Genomic DNA, 17,615 nt, shown 5'->3' with positions numbered 1-17,615 from the left:
GGCCCAGTCTGTTGAGGCCGGCCAAGAGCAGTGGTGAGCCCAAATTGGCGGCGTGAGCAGCAATAGACATGTCGCCCTGCCTCAGCCCAAATAAGAGATAACCGCCAGCGCCAGCAAATATACGCTTATCAGTGATTGAAAGCCAGCGAGAGATCGGGCCCAGCCGCGAGCCTCGAATGAATAATTGTCCTGCTGTAGTCTCGCTATCCATTCACCAATGTTGAAGTCTTTCCATCCAATCCGGAAGGCCGACCTCAAGCTGAAAAGTAGGGCAATCTTTGCAGGGGTGGAGTTTTTGGATGTCAGTCGAATGGACCGGATTTTCCGGCTCACAGGTATGTTAACTGGCTCTCGCTTAATCCAAATGCCAGTATCACCATGATTTGAAATCGCCCTAAAATAGACGATTGCAAATGCGGGCACCAATAGAACTCCGATTATCAACAAACGCTCTGCGCGCTCTCCATAAGCATACGGAGTCTCCAGAAAAATAAACTCCAGCCATTTCTGTAATGGATATCTCTTAATGTTTTCAGAATGAGCTAGCGACATGCGAACTTGCGCCGACTCTATACGCATCCCGTTATCACTTAACGAACGCTGAAGCTCTCTCAAGCCCGCGCCAGACTCATTCACTGTTTGCAGGCTGGATAGGCCGGAAACATCCTTGAATGTAGCGGTTCTTGGCAAGGCCCCTAAGCGCGGCTCGTAGATTGCGTGATCCAAATGGGCCTTTGTGAAGTCGGCATTTTTCAAAACGCTGTCTGTGAGTCTGGATTTCACCAAAATAGAATCTTGAAACGAAGCTTCTTCGAAATTGGAACTATTTGTGTCAGCGAACGACAGGTCTGCGTGACGGAAGTTCGTGGACTTGAAGTTGCTTTCATAGAGAAGTGCGTTTTTCATCTTAGCAAAGGCGAATTGTGCGCCGACACCCAATACATCTTGCATACCTGCCCAGGTCCAGTACGAGCCGTTCAGCTTCGTGTTAGATAAATCCACACCTTCAAGGCGGGCGCCCATAAATCTGGCATAGCGTAAATCGCGATCCGCCATATTAATATTCTTTATTCTTGCACCACAAAGATCCGCCCTGCCTGAATCCTTGACCAATATCGGGTCGCCCTTTATTGAGGGCGGCAGGGGATCGGCATAACCCTTGGCGGGGTCGTACGGATCCAGCTCGTGGGTTGTAAGTTCGGCATAAGGGTCGTCACCCATCTTCATAGGAGGGGAAACAATAGTTGCAAGATAGCGGAGGTGCTCCTTATACACTGTCTCAAATTCTGATTCCGTGATCACGACCCCATTGTACTTTCCGCGACACGGGGTAGGAAACTCAGGAGCATCCGGCGCTGCAGGGGTGGCGCTACTTGGGACAAGGACTGTGCTGATAGCAATCACCGCGGTAGATAGTACCAATGCCGCGCACCGATAAGCAAGTTCATGAGATCGTTGACGAAACGTTTTCATGTCTATTCCCAAAATAGATCGAATCTAAGCCGGGCCGCACATTTCATTTGCAATGAGTGAGAGAAAATAAGGATGACAGATGCAGACCGAACAATGAGAGCACGCGTTTGAATCCTGCGACGCTAAGCCGCTTTCTGGTCCCAAAACGCGGTCAACTCCTGCTCCGATCCGTTGAATTTATCTCTGTCGCAACGGCCCACCCCCGGCACGTCGTGTGGCAGATCTCCGAACGCACCATCCGTATATTGCCAAAGAGCCCACTGATTCCACACTTTTGGAATTAGAGGTTCGGCGCCGTAGCGGGCGTACCACAGCCAACATTTGGATAGTTCTGTCTGTTCCGGGGAGGCAATGCCGGCGGCGGCAAGCGCCTCTTTGATTGTGTGTCCTGAATATAGTCCAGGATAGCGACCTGTGACGGTATAGATATGGTGAACGAAGTGCTCTGCCTCCAACAATGACATGTCGTGGCCTTGAGGGTTGGATTCAAAATCCAACACCATGAGCGTTTTGCCGGCATTGCTGCCTACCGTCTTGAGAAAGAACTCGGCCTGTACCACTGGATCGCCAGACGTTCCAAAATGATACGCTCCAAATCGTAATCCTGCCTCTCGGATCTTTCTGCTATTTAGTTCCAAGGTTGGATCTTTGAACGTGAATCCCTGTGTTGCCTTCTGAAATATGCCTAGGATGCCAGCTTGGGCGACCTTGGTAAAGCTACTGACTTTGTTATGGTGTGAAAGATCGATGACGGCGTTGATCATTTGATTGTCCAAAAAAAGTGTTGAGTTCGGTGGCCCGCGCCGCGTGCACCTGTGTGCTGGGTGTTAGTTGGATATTTTTTTCTAGATTGAGTTCTGCGGTGGCGTTGGACATTGCTCGGCTTTTATGGAGCCCGCTCCCATGTATCCTTTTGCCCCAAGAACCGGAAGACGTAAGGCCATCCAAATATTTCTGCCTTACCGTTCACCAACTCAATATCACAATGGGCGACAAACCCCTGTGTTCCAAACTGACCAGGTTCCTCGGGTCGTATATCTACAACGGTTCCTTGCACCCACTTTGATCCTTGGCGTTTCAGGTTGGTTATAAAAGTTGCTCCCACAATATGAACATTCTTCATTTGGCCGTCACATTTGGCACATATGGGATCAATGGGTAAGCCCGCCCGCGTAATTGATACGACTTTCCCTTCCATCTTCTCGTTGCGGACTTGAAGCTCGATGATTACTTGAACTTTGGTCTTGCTGTCGGTTGCGATCCAACGGCCTGTCAATCCGTCATCAGCGTATGCGGGAAATGTGGCAGAACTTATGAGAAGCAGCAGGCCTGCGCTAGCAAACTTGCCGGGCTCACACGTATCACTGAGCTTGGTGATGTATTTGTGATGCAGCACCGTTGCGATGCCCAGCAGTAGGGTGAACTGCCCAAAGAGCCCGATCCAGTACATCGGCCGTGAGACTCGATATCCATCGGGCAAATGGCGGGTGATGCCCAATTGAAGCACTTCTTGGCGCGCCCTATCTGCGCGCCGATATATGCTGTTAAACAAGTATGCAAGAGCGAAGAGGCCAAACGTGGTCGCCCCAATGCCAAAATATGCTAGCCACTGGAATTCGCATATCATCGTCAGGGGGTTTTTCTGTGAGACAAACCACCCTACTACGATTAGCAGTATGCCCATGATCTTCTGATTCGAGTCGATCAATTCTTTGTAAGCGTCTTTGAGTGAGTCGAAGGATGCCCTGAATTCCCAGGTGGGTTCGTCCCTCTTTTGATCAGGATTGGTCATCACGTGCTCCTTGGTGGCCGTCAATCATTGCCTTAAAACTTTTTTGCGCAGACGCCGTGCCCCGCGCTCGGTTCGGCGCGACCAAATTGAGGCGCGCCAGCCCGCGAGTAGAAGTACTAAGCATACGAGCAGCGCCATCTGATAAACAGGCTCGTCTATCGCCTTGTCTATGCTCGGCAGCGAGCTTGCATGTGGATGGGTGGACCACAGCGCCGCTATTGCAATCGCCGCTGCGCCCAACATCCATTGAAGAACTGCCAACACGCGGAAGCGGACGCTGAGCCAAACTATCACCCAGGTACCCAGTCCAACGAGAAGCGGCCAAAAGTCGAAATAACGTGCCAGTGCCAGTGCCACAACGGCCATCAGAGGTCCAACGATGCGTGGCGAACTGGCAATTGAGAACAACAGACCGTAGGCAAGCATGGCCCAGCCGAAGGCTGTCACGCCATCTGGGAGTGACGCGGGGGTTTTTTCACCACGCAGGATCAATTGCGCGCACACGATGACCAGACCGACGGCCAAGATGCCGGCGTGGAGTGCTGCGCTGGTGCGAGATTGTCGGGTAAGGCCGCGGGCAACAAAGTAGAAGCCCAACACCGGCAGTTTCAGCGCGGCAAAGAACACGCTGACGGGCCCTAGCTTTGCGGCTTTGCTGGCCAATACGCCCTGCAGTGTGGCGCACGTGTGAGCCAAGGTACGGGTGAACAAGTCAGAGCCAGCCTGGTCCAACAACGTTTCGCCTGCGATTAGCCCTGCGCCTAACGCATGCGCTGCTTGCTCCGGCGAGAAAGGCAGGGTGCGCCGGCCGGCATCGTCTGTAGTGCTGGAAAAGCGTTGTATGAAGGCTTCGCTTGCTCCCAGTGCATCTGCACCGTCTGCTTGATCCATTGCGATGGCTGAGAGCAGCGGATCAATCTCTTCCCGCAAGATGCCGAAGTGCAGCCGAAGGGTGATGACTTCTGTGGCGATGGGCAGCGCATCTGGTACGGCAGCCAAGCGATCGTCTAAGAAGGCGAGTTCACTGAGCAGCTTTTGCTCATATTCGCGTTCGGTCCAGATATTCTGGACCTCACTGCGAAGCATTTGAGAGACGATGTCATCGCAGGCAATTGCCTTGATGCGTTGCAGGGCTGAGGCGCTGTCCGGGAAGAATCGCTGCAGGCGATCCGGGTTTAGCAGGATTTTGACCATCCGTTCGCTGCCGTCCAGCCGACCATAGGTCCAATCGTTCGCACGCCAGGATTGCTTGTAGAACGCGCCGAAATGCGCCAGCTGAAGACCAAGAAGCTTGGCTTTGGCCTGACTTGGTCCACCCAAGGGGCTCTTGGCATTCCCGCTGATCTGGGCAAGCTCAATCAAGCAATCCTCGGCAAGCTCATCGCGGTCTCCTTGGGCGTGCTCGATGACTTCCAGTTGCATCAATCTACGCATAATGGTGCACGCCGAAACCTCACCATCCTGCGGCGCGAGCCATTTGAGGAAGCTCTGCAACTCTCGCGCTGCAGTCCGGTCACGCTCCCGCAAGTCAGACCTTTCCTGTACGCGAAGCGCGAGCGCTGAGGCAGGTGCCGATAGGCTCAGAAATACAGCGCCGATGCGGCGCGCAAGCGCGCCGCAGGTTGCCCGCCTCCCGGGTACGGAAAGAAAGGCAAAGAGTTCCTCGAATTGCCTCTCGGTGATTCGGCCCACATTCGGCACATCTTGAGCACCTCTTGCCAAGTCGCGCAAGAGAGTCTCGGCGTTCGTCTCCCAAATCTGCTGCTCGTTCCGTCGGAGGCGTTCAACCCGGGCTACGCAGCTGTAGGCGTCGCGCCAAGCCTGTCGAAGCCATGGTCGCGCCTCGTCGGTCGGCGGGGATGCCCGGCCGCGCAGCGCCTCCCGGTCCCAGGTAGCGATTTGCGGCCTGCCGAAGCCCATGCGGCGTTTCAGGCGGTCCCAGCCAGACCGAATCCGCCCTCCAGGATCTCGATGTTTATGATCGTTGTCGCCATCGAGTTCCGCTGCGCGGTCTGCCGGGTCAGCCCAATCTGGCGCCGTTGTGGTGATCGGTGCCGGGTTAGAAGACGTTGCTGCTGCTGATGTGCTCGTTCTCGACTCCGGATCAAAGTCGCAAAGTTGCTGTGTTCGGCGCAAGAGGTCGAGCGTCACCTTGACAGCGAACTCCACAGGGTAGAGGCCCCATTCCCATTCGTCGTCTTGGCACGAGACCTCTGATGCGTTTTGTTGCCTATCCGTTGGCCATTCAGTCGGGATCCACCCCTGCCAGTGGACACGCAGGAAGGTGTCTAGAAGGTGCACTCGGCCGCGGCGGCCAACCATTGCACCGGAAGGATCCAAGTTCAGGCGGCGCGCTGCGGCCGGCAGTTCGTCGTACACAAATGCATCAAAGGTCGCCACAAGGCGGCGCCGACGATAAATGGTGAATAGTTCTCCAGGCAGCCTGTCGAGAACTTCGGGCGACAAGGCAAGCGTGGTGTCGATGACGCTATTGCGTCGCGAGCGCACGCGATCGTTGTGCGCCTGAATCTCAGCCAACTGATCGGCAATGGACTGCGACTGCGGAATACCGAATAGGCTCGCGCCGAGCACGTTTGACAGCGGCGGAGCGTGCTCGGCAGGCTGACCAGGTGGACCGTCGCCGGGGTCAGGGTTGATGTAGGCCAATACGCGTCGCACGCCTCGCTCGGCTGGCATAGCGAAGATGCTCCGTAACGCGCCGCGAAACGGCTTGTTGTTCAGCACACCGCCGTCGACCACGTAGCGTGGCACCTCTTCCCCGCTTTCGAGTTTGGAAGGCGCAATTGGCCGGTCCTGCGAATCAAACAGATCGCTGCACGCGCCCTTGACAGGTGAAGGCTCGAAGGCGAAAGGGAACGACGCCGTTGAGCGAGCGGCTCGCGCCAGGCTGGCAATCAATGGTTGGCGCCTGTCGAAATCGCTGTGATCACTAGCATGTCGGAAGCGGAATTGGCCACGGTAGTCCACGTCGTGGACCGCCGTACCAAGGTCATCCACCGAATGGCCTTGCTCGCCGCGCAACAACGTCGTGGTGAGGCGCAGATCGATTGGCATCTCTGCCGGCGTAAAGATCGGTTGTGGCTCCTGCGCAAGGGCGGCAAAGGCCTCCTGAATCTGTGGCAAGAAGAAGTCATCGCCCATCAGCAGCGAGCCCGGGTTGTCGCCCAGCGGCGGCCTCAGCAGCGAAGCGAACGCACCGGTCTTCAACCAAACGTCTCGTAGCTTGCCAAAATCACCGCCGTACAGCAGAGCCAAGCTCAGTGCCCCGCCGTTGATGCCGCCCGCGCTGGTACCGCTGATGACGTCCACCCGGGCCGTCGTGTGGGTCATGTCCAGGAGCGCCGTGTAGACAGGGTGTTGCCGCGTGACGATGCGGAAAATTTCGTTGGTGACTCCACCCATCCACACCGCCAAGCTCACCCCACCATTCATCACCAGGGCAAGTCGCAGTTCCTCAGATTGCTCAGACATCAGGCGTGTCTCCCTCGACGGCCGTTGACCGTTCAATAGGACAGGTAGCTTCAGTGGTCGGCTGCACTTTGTAGTGCTACCTTTCTGCACGCGGCTGCGTGCTCGCGTCTACCTACGTCAACCCCGCAACTTCGAGGAGGCGCCACATGCTGACCTCAAGCCGGCCGTTGTCTGTGAAGGACGTGAACCAATCGTCGCGCAGCTGTCTGTCAGCTGCGGCGCCGATGTTCATAAAAGACTCGCCGTCCGCCATGAGCAGGCCAAAAAAAGTCTCCAGCAGAATCATTCCGCCGACTGGTCCGAGTTGGGCGATGGGTGCGCGCGATTGACTTCGGTCCCCTTGTTGATCGGGGAGCCCGAGCAGCAAGTCTTCGTCTTCGAGCTTCTGATCTCCCGGCTCGCCCTCATTTTTTGCCAGCCACAGGTCAACCAGCTCTCGTTGGGCTTCAGCAAGGATGTAATACCAGAGGGGGGTCTCTTTAAAGAGCCTATCGGGGATAGGTTGATAGCCATAAGGTCCACTCGCACTGTCGCGTATCACCAAATACTTATCTTCCAGTCGGGGCTGTCCCAGGTGATCGGCGACTGTCTGCCCGCTGACGAGACGGAAGATGTTGCCGCGGCGTAGGTTGAGGTCAGCGAGCGAATCGCCTTTGCTGATGGCGTCTGGCAGCAACTTGAGTGGGTCGACCAAAGCGGCGTCGATGCGATATGCCCACTGCAGCCGGTCATCAGCTGCGTTTGTGTTCTGAGATGGTCGGGTGCCGCCCGCCTTGAACGTGTTCCCGGCCGGGAAAAAGCGTTTCCATTCAATCCAGTGATTTGTGGCCAACTTGCCAAAGCCCATGAGGCTGTTCAGGCCGGCGCCAGGCGTGAAGATCAGCTGAGGAGCGTGCTTCTCGTTGAGCTTGTAGCCGGTGCGAACCATTGAATGCCCGAAACGATAGGCTGCACCGGCGAATTCGATGGGCATGCCACCGCGCAGCGCCGGCTTGTACATCTGGAAAGCGCCCTCCCCACGATTGGTCAGTCGCGTGCGGAACATGGCGTACGTGGCTGGCTCAATGATGCGAGGCAGGAAGTCGTCGACGACGATGCGCTGATAAGTCCACCGCACAAGCTTGCGCGCAGCCACAAAGAGTTGCTTCCCGCGCAACGTTCCGGGCTGCGAGGCCAGCCGCGCGACCACTGTGTTGTGAAATTGGATCATCGCGGCCTGTATGTTGCAGACGATGGAGTTTTCGTCGTTGCGCGGATCCCCAATGACGGCGCGCGCGCCATCGCCGCTACCTACGCGGAGCAGATCGTGTCTTCCCGGTGATCCAGGTAAGGCGACGCCGAGAAGCAAGCTGGCACCCGCGAAAAGACCGCCGGAGTCGCCGGTTGCATAGAGGTATGGCTGGTCGTCCGGCCCGGACCCGTAAACGCAATCCAGATCCAGGCGGGGTGTGCGGAGGTTCGTGGGACCGTCGTTGGCATCCGTCAGGGATGACGTCGTGTCGAAGGTCAGATCGTGATCGATGAACTGGCCGAAATACGTGTACCCCGCGGGTACGGCGAGATTCTCTTCGCCGTCCGGATCGTTGCTGGCCTTATCGCCCGCATTGCCGATCATTTGGGTGGCGAGTGTCTTCAATGCGATGGCGTCAAACTCAGCCAGGCGCATGTCAAACAACCGGGTAAAGGCGCCCTCGCGACGGCCGACGGAGCCGTGGGTGCCGGGGGTGTCGATCATGGAGAAACCTCTCGATATGGCTGGCTTTCTAGGAACTAGAGAGTTGCATGCGTAGCCACGGCGCGCATCCGCTGCCTTGGTGAGAGGCGATGCCACCGCGACAGCAGCTTGAGGACGCCATTGCTCGCGCATCGCACCTTTTCGTGGATTCACGGACCAGGGCTTCGTTGAGCGAGTCGACGGCCGCGTCGTTCCGACCAAGAAGTTTTTCGCGTGCCCGCTGCTTGGCTCGGTGCGCGCGGGCGTGCCTCAGCCAGCAGACCAATCCGAGGCCGACGTTCTGACACTGGACGACTACCTCATCGACGAGCCCAATCGCACTTCGCTTTTGAAGGTTCGCGGAGACAGCATGAAGGGCGCTGGCATCTTGGACGGCGACCTGGTCGCAGTCGAACACAACGCATCCGCGGCGCCTGGCAACGTCGTAGTCGCGGGGGGCGACAACGAGATGACTGTCAAGACGCTGCGCCGAGACCCTAGCGGGAAGTTTTTCATCGAGGCGGCCAACCCGGCGTACGCTGACATCCACCCTGCATCGAGCTTGGAGATTCTGTGAGTCGTCGTTAGCGTCGCCCGCCGCGTGCGAAGGTAGCGCCAGCGTCCAAGCATGGGTTTTCAAGGCCGCAGCCGCGGCTTGATGCATGGACAATCTCGTCATTGGCCGCGCTCGCGGGCGTGGCGTGCAACAGAAAGCTCTCTTTCGCATGGCGAAAAAATACCAGTGGACGAACCGGTCTGTGCTTGGGTTCTCGGATGGAGAAGACCCCGTAGCGACGATGGAGGGGCGAGCCCGAGAAGTGGCGCTTGAGGCCATGGATGGAGGTTGGGGAGGCCCGCCCTTTGACCCGTTGATGCTGGCTCAGCGCCTGGGGATGACGCTCGAGGCTCGCGGAGACATCGCGGATGCGCGTCTTGTCCACAGAGACGGCAAAAACGTCCTTGAGTACAACCCGACGCGTCCGAGAGGGCGCTTGAGGTTCTCCATCGCCCACGAGATTGCGCACAGCTTGTTTCCGGACTGGTCAGACCGGGTTCGCCATCGCGGTGGCGACGCGACCGCGGCAACCGACGACTGGCAACTCGAAGTGCTGTGCAACATAGGCGCTGCGGAACTCCTGATGCCCTCGGGCAGCTTCACGCAGCTAGCGGGTCAGCAGCTGACCATCGAGAAAGTGATGGAGGCCCGCAAGACTTATGACGTTTCGGTGGAGGCGTGCTTGATTCGCCTTATCAAGCTGGCTCGAACTCCTTGTGCCGCTTTCTGTGCGTCCGCGCACCCGGACGGCAAGTACCGGGTCGACTACGTCATTCCCGCTCTTGGCTGGAACTGCCCGGTGAGCGTCGGCCAGGTTGTTCCCGACGAAAGCGTGGTCGCGGAAGCCAACGCCATCGGCTTTACCGCTGTCGGCCACGAGGAATGGACCTCCGGCAAAGAGATGCGAGTTGAATGCGTAGGCTTGGCCCCCTACCCGGGTGGCCTCCTTCCGCGCGTCGTCGGCATCCTCATTGCGGCTGACGGTACCAAGTACCGCGCTCCGGAAATCACCGAGCTTGTTGGCGATGTGATGGACCCTCGAGGTTCGGGGCCGCGCTTGGTCGCTCATGTGGTGCCGGACACCACTTCTGTTTGGGGCGGCGGCGGCTTCGCTTCGTGTCTCCGTCGGAAGTTCCCTGCTGTGTGGGTCGACTATCGAAGCGAGACGGAGGCGAAAGGTCGCCATCCAACTCTCGGTGACGTTTTTGTCGGACCCCTAATCGGCAACATCAGCGTCGCGCACATGGTTGCGCAACGTGGCATCGGTACCTCCAGCACTCAGCGTTTGCGCTATGCAGCGCTCGCGCAGTGCCTGACCAAAGTGCGTGAAACTGCGCAGCAACTTGGCGCCTCGGTGCACATGCCGCGCGTAGGCACTGGCTATGGTGGTGCCAGCTGGGATATCGTTCGAGAGCTGATAGCTGAGGAACTCGTAGACAAGGGCGTCGCCACGACGGTCTATCGCCTACCGAGCTGAGGAAGAAGACAAAAAAACGTCTCCGGGAGACTAATGCCAAGGTTCATCGTCCTGTCTGGGAAAGTGTGCGCCGGAAAGTCGACGCTTTCCCGCAACCTTGAGACCATCGCCGGAGCGACTCTCATTAAATCTAAGGAGCTCATTTACGAGCTCTTGCCGAACACGGCGAAAGCGCGCAAGCCCGCACAACTCGCAGGCCAGCGCCTCGACCGCGAGGACGGCGGACGTTGGCTGGCCCAGGCGCTGATTCAGCGCCCGATGAACGATCCGAGCATCGAGCTCTACGTCGTCGACTCGGTACGAACTGCCGATCAGGTCAAGTACCTGCGCCAAAGCGGCATGTCTGTCATCCATGTGCATCTGGCCGCCAGCGAGGCAACGCTAATCAAGCGGTATGCCGGTCGTCCAAGCGCCGGCGAACTCGGAACTTACGCCGACCTCGACAAGAACTGGACGGAGCGACACGTCAACTCTTTGGCGGACTCGGCTGACGTCGTTATCGACACAGACAGGTGTAACGCCAACGATGTCTTCGCTCGCGTGTTTGCCCGACTGGAGGTGCGGCCGGTCATCGCTGCGGCGAATGTGGATGTCCTGGTCGGAGGGCAATACGGCAGCGAGGGCAAGGGAAACGTCGCCCACTACTTGGCTCCCGAGTACGACGTGCTGGTTCGAGTTGGTGGCCCGAACGCGGGACACAAGGTGTTCCGTCCTGGCGAGGAGCCCTTCACGTTTCGGCAACTGCCGTCCGGCGCGCTGGGAAACCGAGATGCGACGCTCGTCATCGGCGCCGGCGCGGTCATCGGGCTAAACACGCTGCTCAAGGAAATTGGGCAGCTTTCCATCACGTACAAGAAGCTCTTCATCGACCATCGCGCGATGATTATCGAGGACTTGGACGTCGACTGGGAGGTGAAGTATCTCAAGGGCGCCATCGGCTCCACCGCTCAAGGCATCGGCTCCGCCACGGCCAGGAAGATTCTGTACCGACGGCCCGATACCAACGTGCGCCTGGCACAGGACATCCCCGCGCTGAAGCACTACATCTGCGACACGGTGGAGTTCTTCGCGAGCTGCTTGTCCAAGGGGCACAAGGTAATGCTCGAGGGAACGCAAGGAACCTCCTTGAGCCTTCACCACGGCCACTACCCGCACGTCACCTCACGTGCGACGACTGCCGCAGCCTGCCTCTCTGAAGCTGGCCTTGCTTCGCGGCACGTCCGCCGGGTCATGATGGTCTGCCGCACCTACCCCATCCGGGTGGGTGACTCCATCGAAGGCAAGACATCTGGCTTCATGAGCCAGGAACTCGAGTTCAAGGACATCGCTGACCGTTCGGGGATACCGATTGAGGACCTGGTCTCCACCGAAATCGGTTCAGTCTCCGGCCGCAAGCGACGTGTCGCCGAGTTCGACTGGGCGCAGTTCCGGCGTTCGATGCTCCTCAATGGCCCAACCGATGTCGCGCTGACATTTGCAGATTACTTTGGCGTTGCGAACCGGAAAGCCTATCGCTACGAGCAGCTCACAGCAGAGACGCTGCGGTTCATCGAAGAGATGGAGAAGGTCAGTGGCGTGCCGGTTTCCATGATTTCAACGGCGTTCGACGAGCGCAACATCATCGACAGGCGCATGTGGTGAAGCGTCAAGAACAAGAAACCAAACAATGAACGTTGAGACCCTCGTCGCGTGCTATCCGCAGCTATATCACATGGCTGAGCGGGATAGCTGGCCGTCCATCAAGGCTCATGGTCTGCTCAGTACTCGAGCCATTCTCGACAGAGCAGGGGTGACGGGCGCTGAGCGCCGCGTACTCGAGTTTGAGCATCGGCCAAATAAGGTAACCGTCGGTCAGCCCGGCGCTCAGATTGTCTTGCGCGACCAGAAGCCGATGTTCCCTGACCGGCTGCTCGATGCGCTCGTCGACGGAACAACGCCTAGCCAGTGGTACGAATTTCTCAACGCGCGCATTTTCATGTGGGCGGAGGAGGAACGACTGTTCGGCCTTCTCAACGCGCGTGAATATCGCGGGCTCGAGCATGACGTCCTGACCATCGACACCGCGCGCTTGATGGCTCGTTACGCTGATCGAACGATGCTGTGCCGCATGAACTCGGGCAACACGTTCCCAATGCCGCACAAGCGCGGCATGGAGGCGTTCAAACGCATCCCCGACTACCCAGTCAAGCCGCGGGCCGGGACGCCCAAACCGGCAGTGGTTGAAGTGGTCGTCGACTACAGCATCCCGGACATCGCGGACTACGTCGTCGCCGTCAGAAGAATACAAGGGAGAACGGTGATTGGGCCGCTCCCCCTTTGAATCGACGTCTGCGCGTGCGAGCTGACGTTGCACGCAAGTGGTTCACCTCATCTTGAAGGCGACGATGGTCTTCTGCGAGAATGAGAATTTTCTCAGTCGAAGTGACTCAATACAGCTCAACGCATTGGATGGCTCGACTGCGTTGCTGCGCTGGCGGCGGCGGTCAAAAAGGTCTCTGGTCGACATGACGTCTGTCGGGAATGCGCTGGGTGTCATTGCTGCTCGCCTCCTGAAGGCGGTTGGTTCCAGCGCGGTATAGCAACCGTCCTTTGCAAGCCTGTTGGGGGGACTTTCGATGGCTTCTGAGAACGGAATCGTCCTCCTGAGTGGCCCGGTCGCGGTTGGCAAGACGACACTACGACAGGAACTGTTGTCCTCACACGGCTTCGACTACGTGCGTTCCAGCGGCTATCTCATGCAGCTTGCCAAGGAGAAGCGGCTGGCGGCAAGCAGGACGGCGCTTCAGAACCTGGGCGATGAGCTGGACGCGGTCACGGACTACAGGTGGGTCGTCGACGAGGTTGCACGTCCAGCCATCGAAGCGTCTCCTAACCAGCGGCTTTGGCTTGTGGACGCAGTGCGCAAAGAGCGCCAGGTCGCGCACTTTCGCAACGCCTTCGGAGGGCGCGTGTTGCATGTGCATTTGCGCGCCGATGAAGAGGTGATTCGCGCGCGCTACGAAGCTCGCCAAGCGGCTGCCGGCGAGCAGGCTGACCCCACTCCGTACGACGTCGCGGTGCAGCACGAAAATGAGATTCTCTCGAGGGCGCAAATCTCCCGCGCCGACCTCGTCATCGACACGAATGTCGCCTCGCCGGCTGAGTCGGCGGAGCTAATCCTAGCCGCGTTATTCCAGTTGCGGCCCTAGGCGAAACGACCTAACGGAACGCGCTGCAGTTTCGCCAGGCTGTCACCTATAGCTTCAACCTGCACGCAGGCATCGACTATTCGGTGGAGATAGCAGGAGTTGAATCTCTCACCAAGCGAATTGCACCGCTTTGTGAGTTGTCCCAATAGCCAGACGAGCCGGTCGTAGCTTGCACATACCAATAGGCGCCGGTGCCAAAAGGTGTAGACGTTGCAAAGACCACGTGTGGTGTATTCGGGAATATTGTCGGATCCATCGCTGGATTCACTGTCGAATATGAAATGAGGCTAATGAGTTCTTTCACATTTGGCATTCGCCACGCAACGCCTGTTGCAGCAGCCTGCTGCTTTGCATATTCGATAGCAAGTTGAAAGCTCCCACTTACGGGGGTTAGACCCGCGCAGGTGGTGCCGTCCCAGGTATAGCCTTCTGCACATCTACGCCACACTAATCCAGTTTGGCGATCCATGACCTCGGCGCCATTAATTTCGAAGCGCGGCTCCACTGGTCCAGCACCGGCACTGTTTCTAACGACGCGAACGGGCAGCGAGACTGGACCATTGCCTTCGTTTGCAACGCCAATGACGCCGGTGGTGAAGTCTACCGTCCAATGCCATCGTTCCGGAATATTCAAAGTGGAGGTCCAGTAAACACCTGGATTTTCATTAGTGCGAAGGAACCACAATGAATCTATTGCCAATGGCGTGCTGGAGTCCTCATGGGGGCGATAGAGCAAAATCGATTGAAGCTCAGCTACATTGGGAATGCGCCAGTCTTTCGCGCCGCATAGACCTTGCTCATTCACCTGGCCCTCATAGCCGGAGGCGCCATATTGATAGAACGCATCCTTGTCCCTGAATCCACCATCATTGGTCTTAACTTCCCAGATCAATCCGGTCACGGTATCCTCGACGCAGCTCCACAGCAATGCATTTGATGGTAGCCGGGCACCCGTCGCAGAAATCTTTATAAACCCAAAACCTGCGGAACCATCGCTGTAATCGCGAGCCGTGACGTCTCGTCCGTATTCGCCGTCTTGACCGGTGCCTTTGCAGCGCGGTGTGAATTCTGTAGCGTTGACGCATTGCGTCATTCCAGTGTCATTTAGCTTTCCAGTGGGACCTGCCGCGGCGCAGCCAGCCGACAGCAGTCCGGCAAGCCCAATAGCAAGTTTCCACCGCTTATCAGAAAGAAGTGTCCGGATAGCCATTTGATCCTCCATTTGCATTGTTGACGCGATGGCTGGTCCCAGGCGACCTCGTTCGACACATAGGCGCACGGTGAGCCGGCTAGACGCTCACAAGGGTGTGAGCGTGGCTATTCCATCTTTCATCGGGTTAGGTGGCCTGTCAACAAAGGCGAACGCGTCATGCGCGTCGGGATCCGTCATTTTGATGAGGTTGCGGCTGCTATGCAGTCAGTGCTCTGCAGCGATCGCGCCTAAATCTGCGCCGAAATGGTGCGCACTCACCGCGAATCGGGATGTTTGGGCCTTATAGCGAATCGGGCCAATGGGTCATCTATTTTGTGTACAAACCGTCCTAACGCTACATAGTTAGGTGTCATCGGTGTCCTGGGCAACCTGCCGCAGCAGTCGCTGGCAGACCTCTATCCGTTTCTGCCCACATCCGCCAGATCACCCTGCGTGCAGCCAAGTTCGGACTGTCTGTCGTCCCCATCGCTCAACCGGCTTGAAATACCCCTTGCAGATTAATTGTTTGGTTGGAATTTCTTGGGCGTCGGCACGCGTTCACTTCTGTACATACTGATCGGGAATCTGTTCCCAAACATTGCATTTTCGATAAACCGCTCGCTTGAATGATCGGAATAGTGCATGGGAGTCAAAACTCGCATCTGGAATCACTTCTCGAACAGTACCTCAAGGGCGCGGCGCATTTCGGAACTCAAGTGATCGACCACTTCCTCAATTTTCACCGAAGCCATTTTATTCTTTCTGAAAATAGACTTAGCCGAATTGGTGCCATCAATAGCGATTGGCTAGACTCGCGGATTCCTCATGCTTGCTTGCGACTACCGGGTACGTCGGCAGCGCTTTCTCTGCGAGAAAAGTTATTTCCCAAGCAGCTTCTTCAGAAATCCCTGTGATGGGGTTTTTCCATCTTGCGGGTTTGCATAGTAGTGAGCTCGCAACGACGCATCTCGGGCGCCGTTGTCTTCTATTTCCTCATCTGTCATTCTACCGGCCTGAACGACATTACTCTCCCGAATCCAGTAGTGCGATTTGCAGGGTAGAGCCCAATTGCCAACGGATGGCCAGAGAGAGACGGACTTTCCATGGAAAAGCAAAGTCCACTTAGCCGGGGAAATAGGCGTGACTACTTGGCTTCCGCAGCCGCAGCAGCACAGATGTATCGCCGTCTTGAACCGGATCGAGACGTAAATTACGCCAAACTCTAGTGGCGAAGGGACGCTCTCAACAAACTCATGTCTCAGCGACTTTAGCTTGAGTGGAGTTGATGAGCTTGTTGGTCGTGATGGCGTAGTGGGCATTCCACTCTCCCTTCATGTCGGCATAAATCCCATTAAACTTCTTCCAGCGGATCACTGCAAGTGCCGCGTTCAGGCAATTCATGTCGACTATTTGAATGTTTTTGGCGTAGGCATCAGCTTCGTTGCCTTCGCCGGTAGGCAAACGGGAAAGAGCTTGACTGTCTCCATTCACGACCAGCGTCGTCCGTACCAAGCCGCCTAGTTGCTCGCCCTGTACAATGTCGATGCCCATGCCGACATCAATGAATGGTTTGTTGGCCCCGTGTAAGGCGCGCGCTATCAGTTCTCGAGCAGATCCGCTGTCAACGGAAATGAAGATAAAATCTAGCGCAAGTAGCTCCGCAACGTTCTCGTCCGTAACGTGATAGGCGTGCGGGATGATGCCCCGGCGAAGCGCGGCATAGGCTGTCGAGAAATACTCAACCTTTGGTGACCTTGTGTCTACCGCCGAGCGTGGAGTTGCTCCAGCAAAACGCCAGATATTCTTTTGCTCGACCACATCACCATCGTAAAGATGAATTTCCAGTACCGGCGTCTTCGCGACGAGGTCGAGGATGTGGGAGCCAGTGCCGCCAAGGCCCACTATGCCAACTCGTTGCCCCTTAAGGCGATTCACGATGGAAGAGATCTGCGCTGACGAGGACCATGTCTCCTGCAATACGAAGACGGAATCATCTTCATCGGCTTCGATTGCCTGCCGAGTCGCTGCAGTGACATTATATTTTAATCGCGCGGGCCCAGAGATGCAGGCAATGTACTTTTTGAATTTCTGGTAGTAGTCGGTGTAGCTACTGCCGTTGGTAAATTTCACCGAAAACCTGAAATTCCAACGCAATCCCGCCGCTGTGCCGCCAGCGGTGTCTGCAACGATATCGAGAGGCGTGCCATTCGACGCGCATGGCATCTCACCGCAGAAATATACGGTGTGATCGGTGACGGGATTGCTCGTGAAATCGCCTTGCAGTTCGGCGGTCGAGATAAACATCCCGGTACAGAGCTCGCCTTGCGCATTGAGGTAGGGGATATCCCAAACGATGAGATGACTATCTTTGTAGAGGAGGTTATATCCCTCACCCCTGAACTTCTGCAGATCGGGGCTACGATCGATAAGTTGTTGAGACATCGAATATCATTCCGTTTTGGATTTTCACAGATTCACCAAGGGTCATTTCTCCCTCGATATTCTGTGCGGGACCGTCGCTGTATGTGACGGAATATTGCTGTCCTTCTGCTGCCTTCACCCCAGAAAGATCTACGACACGTGCAAAGTGGATCTCGTGGAGATGATGGATATGGGGAGCGGTGTTGATGAAGATTTCAACTCGCGGCAGAAGCTCCTGGTCTTGTAACTGGTCCATTTCGTTTCCTTTTTCGTTGAGATTTGTTTGTTAACTAACTCGTGCTTTACTTGT

General features: G+C 56.8%; 14 protein-coding genes. 5 read left to right on the top strand and 9 right to left on the bottom strand.

Annotated elements, in window-relative coordinates; all coding sequences use genetic code 11:
• Positions 1-81 precede the first annotated feature (81 nt).
• From AC3WR5_RS25845 to AC3WR5_RS25825, 5 genes are all read right to left on the bottom strand, one after another.
• Complete coding sequence (locus tag AC3WR5_RS25845; RefSeq protein WP_492488166.1) at positions 82-1,473, bottom strand: pentapeptide repeat-containing protein; 1,392 nt, start codon at positions 1,471-1,473, stop codon at positions 82-84.
• 122 nt (positions 1,474-1,595) lie between these two features.
• Positions 1,596-2,237 carry a glycoside hydrolase family 25 protein gene (locus AC3WR5_RS25840; protein WP_492488164.1) on the bottom strand — a complete coding sequence of 214 codons (642 nt, stop codon included), beginning with the start codon at positions 2,235-2,237 and terminating at the stop codon, positions 1,596-1,598.
• Between the two features lie 122 nt (positions 2,238-2,359).
• Entirely contained in the window at positions 2,360-3,265 is a 906-nt protein-coding gene (locus AC3WR5_RS25835) for a DUF2147 domain-containing protein (RefSeq protein ID WP_492488162.1), read from the bottom strand.
• A gap of 24 nt (positions 3,266-3,289) precedes the next feature.
• Entirely contained in the window at positions 3,290-6,757 is a 3,468-nt protein-coding gene (locus AC3WR5_RS25830) for a patatin-like protein (protein WP_492488160.1), read from the bottom strand.
• Positions 6,758-6,869: 112 nt separating this feature from the next.
• Positions 6,870-8,492, bottom strand: a complete 1,623-nt coding sequence (locus AC3WR5_RS25825) for a peroxidase family protein (protein ID WP_492488159.1) — start codon at positions 8,490-8,492, stop codon at positions 6,870-6,872.
• A gap of 130 nt (positions 8,493-8,622) precedes the next feature.
• Here AC3WR5_RS25825 and AC3WR5_RS25820 point away from each other — a divergent pair, with 130 nt between their 5' ends.
• From AC3WR5_RS25820 to AC3WR5_RS25800, 5 genes are all read left to right on the top strand, one after another.
• On the top strand, positions 8,623-9,048 hold the full coding sequence (locus tag AC3WR5_RS25820) for a LexA family protein (protein WP_492488230.1): 426 nt from the start codon (positions 8,623-8,625) through the stop codon (positions 9,046-9,048).
• Between the two features lie 85 nt (positions 9,049-9,133).
• A complete protein-coding gene (locus AC3WR5_RS25815) occupies positions 9,134-10,504 on the top strand; it encodes an ImmA/IrrE family metallo-endopeptidase (RefSeq protein WP_492488157.1) in 1,371 nt (456 codons plus the stop codon).
• Between the two features lie 33 nt (positions 10,505-10,537).
• Positions 10,538-12,145, top strand: coding sequence for an adenylosuccinate synthetase (locus tag AC3WR5_RS25810; protein ID WP_492488156.1), 1,608 nt, complete (start codon positions 10,538-10,540; stop codon positions 12,143-12,145).
• 25 nt (positions 12,146-12,170) lie between these two features.
• A complete protein-coding gene (locus AC3WR5_RS25805) occupies positions 12,171-12,824 on the top strand; it encodes a DUF7002 family protein (protein ID WP_492488155.1) in 654 nt (217 codons plus the stop codon).
• 295 nt (positions 12,825-13,119) lie between these two features.
• Positions 13,120-13,692: an AAA family ATPase gene (locus tag AC3WR5_RS25800; RefSeq protein ID WP_492488153.1), complete on the top strand. Its 573-nt coding sequence runs from the start codon at positions 13,120-13,122 to the stop codon at positions 13,690-13,692.
• Between the two features lie 76 nt (positions 13,693-13,768).
• On the opposite strand, the gene AC3WR5_RS25795 is transcribed toward AC3WR5_RS25800, so the two are convergent.
• The 4 genes from AC3WR5_RS25795 to AC3WR5_RS25780 all read right to left on the bottom strand — a co-directional run bounded on the left by AC3WR5_RS25795 (position 13,769) and on the right by AC3WR5_RS25780 (position 17,561).
• Positions 13,769-14,902, bottom strand: coding sequence for an Lcl C-terminal domain-containing protein (locus tag AC3WR5_RS25795; RefSeq protein WP_492488151.1), 1,134 nt, complete (start codon positions 14,900-14,902; stop codon positions 13,769-13,771).
• A gap of 860 nt (positions 14,903-15,762) precedes the next feature.
• On the bottom strand, positions 15,763-16,203 hold the full coding sequence (locus AC3WR5_RS25790; protein ID WP_492488149.1) for a ubiquitination-like system serine protease family protein: 441 nt from the start codon (positions 16,201-16,203) through the stop codon (positions 15,763-15,765).
• The gene (locus tag AC3WR5_RS25785) at positions 16,136-17,326 is read right to left on the bottom strand and encodes a ThiF family adenylyltransferase (protein ID WP_492488147.1); all 1,191 of its coding nucleotides are present in this window, start codon (positions 17,324-17,326) and stop codon (positions 16,136-16,138) included. The genes AC3WR5_RS25790 and AC3WR5_RS25785 overlap by 68 nt, the downstream gene beginning before the upstream one ends.
• Positions 17,301-17,561, bottom strand: a complete 261-nt coding sequence (locus AC3WR5_RS25780) for a multiubiquitin domain-containing protein (protein ID WP_492488146.1) — start codon at positions 17,559-17,561, stop codon at positions 17,301-17,303. Before AC3WR5_RS25780 ends, AC3WR5_RS25785 begins: the two co-directional genes overlap by 26 nt.
• Positions 17,562-17,615 lie beyond the last annotated feature (54 nt).

Source organism: Ideonella sp. FW305-24, assembly GCF_058788035.1.
The sequence above is the reverse complement of the archived record's forward strand: the minus strand, read 5'-3'. Positions and strand labels throughout refer to the sequence as shown.

Excerpts from the sequence above, each read along its gene's own strand:
- AC3WR5_RS25845 (WP_492488166.1), bottom strand. The coding sequence starts at position 1,473 with ATGAAAACGTTTCGTCAACGATCTCATGAACTTGCTTATCGGTGCGCG.
- AC3WR5_RS25840 (WP_492488164.1), bottom strand. The coding sequence starts at position 2,237 with ATGATCAACGCCGTCATCGATCTTTCACACCATAACAAAGTCAGTAGC.
- AC3WR5_RS25835 (WP_492488162.1), bottom strand. The coding sequence starts at position 3,265 with ATGACCAATCCTGATCAAAAGAGGGACGAACCCACCTGGGAATTCAGG.
- AC3WR5_RS25830 (WP_492488160.1), bottom strand. The coding sequence starts at position 6,757 with ATGTCTGAGCAATCTGAGGAACTGCGACTTGCCCTGGTGATGAATGGT.
- AC3WR5_RS25825 (WP_492488159.1), bottom strand. The coding sequence starts at position 8,492 with ATGATCGACACCCCCGGCACCCACGGCTCCGTCGGCCGTCGCGAGGGC.
- AC3WR5_RS25815 (WP_492488157.1), top strand. The coding sequence starts at position 9,134 with ATGGACAATCTCGTCATTGGCCGCGCTCGCGGGCGTGGCGTGCAACAG.
- AC3WR5_RS25810 (WP_492488156.1), top strand. The coding sequence starts at position 10,538 with ATGCCAAGGTTCATCGTCCTGTCTGGGAAAGTGTGCGCCGGAAAGTCG.
- AC3WR5_RS25805 (WP_492488155.1), top strand. The coding sequence starts at position 12,171 with ATGAACGTTGAGACCCTCGTCGCGTGCTATCCGCAGCTATATCACATG.
- AC3WR5_RS25800 (WP_492488153.1), top strand. The coding sequence starts at position 13,120 with ATGGCTTCTGAGAACGGAATCGTCCTCCTGAGTGGCCCGGTCGCGGTT.
- AC3WR5_RS25795 (WP_492488151.1), bottom strand. The coding sequence starts at position 14,902 with ATGGCTATCCGGACACTTCTTTCTGATAAGCGGTGGAAACTTGCTATT.
- AC3WR5_RS25790 (WP_492488149.1), bottom strand. The coding sequence starts at position 16,203 with ATGCCCACTACGCCATCACGACCAACAAGCTCATCAACTCCACTCAAG.
- AC3WR5_RS25785 (WP_492488147.1), bottom strand. The coding sequence starts at position 17,326 with ATGTCTCAACAACTTATCGATCGTAGCCCCGATCTGCAGAAGTTCAGG.
- AC3WR5_RS25780 (WP_492488146.1), bottom strand. The coding sequence starts at position 17,561 with ATGGACCAGTTACAAGACCAGGAGCTTCTGCCGCGAGTTGAAATCTTC.